The sequence below is a fragment of the Arcicella sp. GW458-12-2-14-TSB2 genome, assembly GCF_059423785.1.
In genome coordinates, this window is the sequence record NZ_JBWKYN010000258.1 from 1 (window position 1) to 5,638 (window position 5,638).

Consider the following 5,638-nt stretch of genomic DNA (forward strand, 5'->3'; position numbering starts at 1 on the left):
TAAGTAATGAGTTAGTTAGTGAATGAGTGATTTTTTAAATCAGCTATCATTTTGAGTTCATTAATTTTGATACTTTTATCCTCTTTTTTTGATATACTCAAACTTTGTTCTTAGGATATAGGCGGCATCTTCGTCGCCTAATAATACCGCTTTGTTGAAATCATTAATGGCATTTTCTATTTGACCAATGCAATATCTCGCCATCCCTCGCCACCGTAAGGTTTCGGGATTTTCACTTCTAAAGAACCAATCGGCTTTATCAAATTCCAGAAAGGCTCTATCATATTCTTTTAATTTATAAAGCACTTTTCCTTTGATTACATAAGCTTCACCTACGGTATTATCAAAAGAAATCGATTGTTCAATATCATATAATGCTGAGAAGTAATTTTTTAGCATCAAGTTCGCTTTACTTCTGTAAAAGTAAGCTCTAGAAGATTTTGGAAACTGGTTTAATTTTTCAGTGAAAAATAACTGTGCTTCAACAAATTTATTTTCATGAAGTAATATTTCGCCTTCTTCTAATTTTTCACGGTCACGAAACTTAAATAGCTTTTCCTCCAACCAGTTGAAAAACATCATGGTCAGTACAAATGGCAGGAAGAAAAACAATAATAACCACTCCATACAATTATAAATTTTGAAATTCTACTTGTACTTTTTTAGGTAAGCTTGAAACAACCAACTGATAAGAATGTTCAGTAAGTTCTTTTAATTGTGTTGTAGATGCATTATCTCCGTTTACGGTATTCCAGTGCTTTTTGTTCATGTGATACCCTGGAGTGATATAATGAAACTCTTCTCGTAATTGAATCGCTCTGTCAGGGTCACATTTTAAGTTTACAGTAAAAATCTCTGTATCAAGCCCCGTCAATGCAAACATTTTACCCATTACTTTATACACTAAAGTATCAGGTCCAAAGGGTAATTCTTCTGTTACTCCTTTCATCGACAAACAAAAATCTCTGAATTCTTCAATATTCATTGTGCAATTATCTAAAGAATGCTCTGTAAATCATTACAATTACACATATCAAAAACATCAGAATTGATATTTTATTGATGACGTGCATCGTTTTAATGTTAAAATTAGTAGGCTTTGAAGGATCAGGCTTACTGAATATTCTAAAGAAGTATCCAAATGCTTCTCCTAATTTGAATTGGTCTTTTAATTTTGACATTGTCTTGTGTTTATAATGGTATCAGTATCGCTACTATTGGTAAAAATGATTAATACAAGCAGATAAAGTTATTCGAAAACAGCTTCTAAAGATGCTGCTGGTTCAAACCATATACCATCTTCTTTGATAATCCCAATCAATTCATCTACTGCATTATCAGCATGAACCGATTTTTTTACCACATTTTGCCCACGATATAGCGCAATTTTATCTTTTCCAACCCCTACATATCCATAATCAGCATCTGCCATTTCGCCAGGCCCATTTACGATACAGCCCATGATACCAATTTTTACACCTTTTAAATGCTCTGTTCTCTTACGAATCAAGGCAGTAGTTTCTTGTAAATCAAACAGCGTTCTACCACACGAAGGGCAAGAAATATATTCTGTCTTGCTCATTCTGGTGCGGGCTGCTTGCAAAATACCAAAGGCTGTTGAATTGTAACTTTTTGATTTCGTTAATAGTTCAGCTTTTTCTGATAAATCAGGTAATTTTAATAATATTCCATCACCAAAACCATCAATCAACAATCCTCCGCAATCAGTAGCTGAAAATAGTTGAAAATCACTTTCAGGAAGGTTTTCATATTTTCTTACCAACACTGCTGGAGTACTTACATTTTGTGCTATCAATTCAAAAAACAAACGGCGTAACGCTGGCATAGCGTGTTCGTTATCTGTTTCTACTGCCAAAACAAGGGTTTTGTCAGCTTTGATTTGCTCAACAACTGAGGTATCTAAATTGGATAAATTGATACTTAAAAAGTTTAAAAAATCATGCCTGTATGATTGTGTTTGATATTGTTCTAAAGTAAACAAAGGGAATTTATTTACTTTATCAGTTTGTTTATCCCATGCAGGAGCGTCTAAAATTTCTTTTAACCCCATAGGCAACATATATTTTGCAGGGTTATTGGCTGTATAAATATAGTCAGCTCCCAAATCGTTCATTGTCCATTTATCTGGCAATGGTAAATAGAAATGTCCGATTGGTTTTAAATCATCATGTTCTGAAACTTCTATCTGAGAAAAATCCGCAATTACTCTAGGTACATTATGTCCACCAAAATTGGCTACTTCATGCGTATGTCGTCTAAAGTATTGAAATGGATTGATAGGAGAATCGAAGGAGTTTTGAGTATTGAGTGTTGAGTTGGGAGTGTAAGCTGAAATTGGTGTTGACTTTTCTTTTCTTTGGGTATATCTATCAATCAGTGCTTTGGCTACTGGTGCTTCGAATTCAGGGTCTTCCGTTAAAGAAACTCTTACAGTATCTCCCAGACCGTCTTCTAATAAAGTACCAATCCCTACAGCCGATTTAATTCTTCCATCTTCACCTTCTCCTGCTTCAGTTACGCCTAGGTGCAAAGGATAGGGTTTTAGACCTTCTTCTGCTAGTTTTTTGCACAACAATCTGTAAGCTTCTACCATTACTTGCGTGTTCGATGCTTTCATGGAAAGTACGATGTTGAAATAATTTTCATCTTCGCAGATTCTCAAGAACTCCAAGGCCGATTCTACCATTCCTAGTGGAGTATCACCATAACGGCTCAAAATTCTATCACTCAATGAACCGTGATTGGTACCAATACGCATGGCAGTACCATATTCTTTACAGATATTTACTAAAGGTAAAAACTTATCTCTGATTCTATCTAATTCTACTTGATAACCAATTTCGGTATAATCTATTGTTTCAAAACGTTTTTTATCCGCATAATTTCCCGGATTAATTCTTACTTTTTCAACTAGTCTAGCTGCTAATTCTGCAGCATTGGGCGTAAAGTGAATATCGGCAACTAATGGTACGCTATAACCTCTTACTCTCAACTCTTTGCGAATATTATCCAAATTCTGTGCTTCCTTTACTGATGGTGCCGTAATACGCACATATTCACAGCCAGATTCTACCATTCTGATGGTTTGCTCAACTGACCCAACGGTGTCTAACGTATCAATGGTAGTCATAGACTGTACTCTGATAGGATAATCAGAACCCATAGGCACATCGCCAACGTTTACAGTTATCGTTTTTCTACGAGAATATTCAGTTAATGAATTGGCATAGCGGTTGCCATTTTCAATCAGGCTATTGATAGTTTGAGTAGTTGACATGGATTATTGAATTGTTCTATGCAAAGATACAAGATTCTGTAATTTACTTTTGAGTTTATACAAAAAACCCCGATAAACTTAAAACGTTTATCGGGGCTGAATGGTTATATTAAATTTGAAATAAAACACTTTCAAATTAATCATATTTCAAATTTATCGCTTAAAACTCTCCAAACTCATCTACCAAATATTTCTGAACAATAGAAATATCTCCTTTTGACGTAAGGTCGGGTACGTTTTCTTCTACAGGTACCGTAATTACTTTCTTAGCGTTTTCTTTAGCCATTTTCATGACAGCACTTGGCAATTCCCGTTCGTTACGAACTGGATTAAATGGTTCTTTGCTTACATATTCCAAAATATCATCATAATAAAAATGGAATACGTTCATATTTACACCAATCTTACCATTTTTATCTCTGGCAGACTCTATTTGTTCATCATTTGGTTTCTCGATGATTTCAATCAAATAACCTTCCTCATCAGCTTTGATTACCGCAAAAGCTTTTACCCTTTCTGGAGCAACGCCCAAAGCAATACTTTCATAAGAAACCACAGCATTGGGTACAGGACAATCTTTCAACAAGGTAAGTACTTTAACTGAATACAAATTATCAGAATTACATACAGTGAATCGTTCGCCTTTCCATTCAGGGGTTTGTTCTAATGCCTGTTGAATGGCATCGGCAGTACCAGCAGGTTTTTCGCGGTCTGGAGCAATTTGTTGTGTGGCGTATTTAAAAGTAATTCCCCAAGCCTTGTTGTCGGCTACCAATTGGTCATAATAAGGTTTGGTAACTTTATCTTTTGGGTTTTTTAAAATCAATACTTCTGTATAACCAGCACGATGTGCGTTATAAATTAAATAATCCATAAATGGGCGACCATCTTTTCCTACACCAATCATTCCCTTCGGAAGTGTGTTTGCTTGTTCAATTAATGTAGAATCTAACGTTTCTGTGCCTTCTGCTTTTTTCATTCTTGACGACATTCCGCCCGCCATGATTAGTAATTTTGCCATTTAAAGATTTTTTATTTTGCTAGTTGGGTTAATTTTCTAAGCTTGTACCCTCGTCAATCTGAATGATATAAGCTTTACCTCCTTCATTTTCAATACTTTTAGCTACTGCTTCGGGGTTTTCTGGTGCGTACACAAACATACATCCACCACCACCTGAACCGTTTATTTTGCCTCCTAATGCTCCAGAGGCTTTGGCTGCGGCTAACATTCTATCAATTTTAGGAGTTGATATTTTTAATAATGCTTGTAAATTTAATTGATGTTGATTTAATAATTCGCCAAATTTTTCATGGTTTAATGTTTCTGCCTTCAATAATGCGAGGGCTTCAATCAAAATTTCACGATTATCAATATTGGCTTTTATCAAATCTAATTCTTCATTATTCAACAATTTAACGAATGCCTTGACGTCTTCTTGTGTAACGCAAAACAATGAAAAATCTGGATACTCCTTTTTGATTTTTTCTACAGCCTCCAATACACCATACTTTACTCTTTTCAAAATACCGACTGTATCTTTAGGTTCTAGTGAATCTCCGAGTACAAAACTGCCAAATTTTGGTTTGAGCGTTTCTACATAAATCTTAGGCGTCGATTCCAAATATATTACATTGCCAACGGCCGTTGAATAATGATCCATCATTCCTCCAGCTTCCTTAAACTCTACTACTTCTGCATGAAAAGCTATTTCCGCTATCTCATTAGCTGATAATGGATTAGGCTCATCGGCTATTCTGGATAAAAAATGAATCCAGTTTGCCAATAATGCTGATGAACTTGATGTGCCCGAATTAATTGGAATATTGCCTTCTACAGTACATTCTAATCCCTTTTTAAAAGAATATCCTTGTCGCTGTAATATATTCAAAGCTGACCTAAAGTAGTCTCTTTTATGCAAATAAGGTAATTCTGGATAGATATCGAAACTAATTTCTGAATCTATATCGGGTAAATGTAAAATTGCCTTCCCATCGTTCCTATTTTCGCCAGTAATGTTTACTCTTTTAGAAATTGCGGCTGCTATTACTGGCAGTCCTAGATAATCTTGATGTTCACCAAAAAGACAAATTCTGCCTGGTGTTGATACTTTAATCTTATTACTCATCGATGGTCGGTAATTAATTACTGCAAAAATAGTGTTTTAATTTGAAAGTGTAAAAATTTGGAGATTTGAAAATGTGTTTTGGTCACTTTGATTTTTTAAAAAATTGCTAATCAATCGTTTATCATAACTATCATTCAGCATTTTTTAAAAAGAAAACATCATTTTCAAATTTCCAAATCACCAAATCTTCAAATTATATTTAATATTCGTCTGT

General features: G+C 34.7%; 6 protein-coding genes. All 6 read right to left on the minus strand.

The genetic code is table 11. The annotated features are described in order from the left end of the window. Window positions 1-75: 75 nt before the first annotated feature. Window positions 76-627: a tetratricopeptide repeat protein gene (locus AC07XN_RS23040; protein WP_309916657.1), complete on the minus strand. Its 552-nt coding sequence runs from the start codon at window positions 625-627 to the stop codon at window positions 76-78. Window positions 628-631: 4 nt separating this feature from the next. Beyond that, the gene (locus AC07XN_RS23045) at window positions 632-985 is read right to left on the minus strand and encodes an MmcQ/YjbR family DNA-binding protein (RefSeq protein ID WP_309916654.1); all 354 of its coding nucleotides are present in this window, start codon (window positions 983-985) and stop codon (window positions 632-634) included. Window positions 986-992: 7 nt separating this feature from the next. Beyond that, window positions 993-1,181 carry a DUF6728 family protein gene (locus AC07XN_RS23050; RefSeq protein ID WP_309916651.1) on the minus strand — a complete coding sequence of 63 codons (189 nt, stop codon included), beginning with the start codon at window positions 1,179-1,181 and terminating at the stop codon, window positions 993-995. Between the two features lie 68 nt (window positions 1,182-1,249). Continuing rightward, window positions 1,250-3,298: a (E)-4-hydroxy-3-methylbut-2-enyl-diphosphate synthase gene (gene ispG / locus AC07XN_RS23055; protein WP_494744760.1), complete on the minus strand. Its 2,049-nt coding sequence runs from the start codon at window positions 3,296-3,298 to the stop codon at window positions 1,250-1,252. Between the two features lie 160 nt (window positions 3,299-3,458). Beyond that, complete coding sequence (locus AC07XN_RS23060) at window positions 3,459-4,319, minus strand: sugar phosphate nucleotidyltransferase (RefSeq protein ID WP_494744761.1); 861 nt, start codon at window positions 4,317-4,319, stop codon at window positions 3,459-3,461. A 28-nt stretch (window positions 4,320-4,347) separates the two neighbouring features. After that, window positions 4,348-5,424 carry a GHMP family kinase ATP-binding protein gene (locus AC07XN_RS23065; protein WP_494744762.1) on the minus strand — a complete coding sequence of 359 codons (1,077 nt, stop codon included), beginning with the start codon at window positions 5,422-5,424 and terminating at the stop codon, window positions 4,348-4,350. Window positions 5,425-5,638 lie beyond the last annotated feature (214 nt).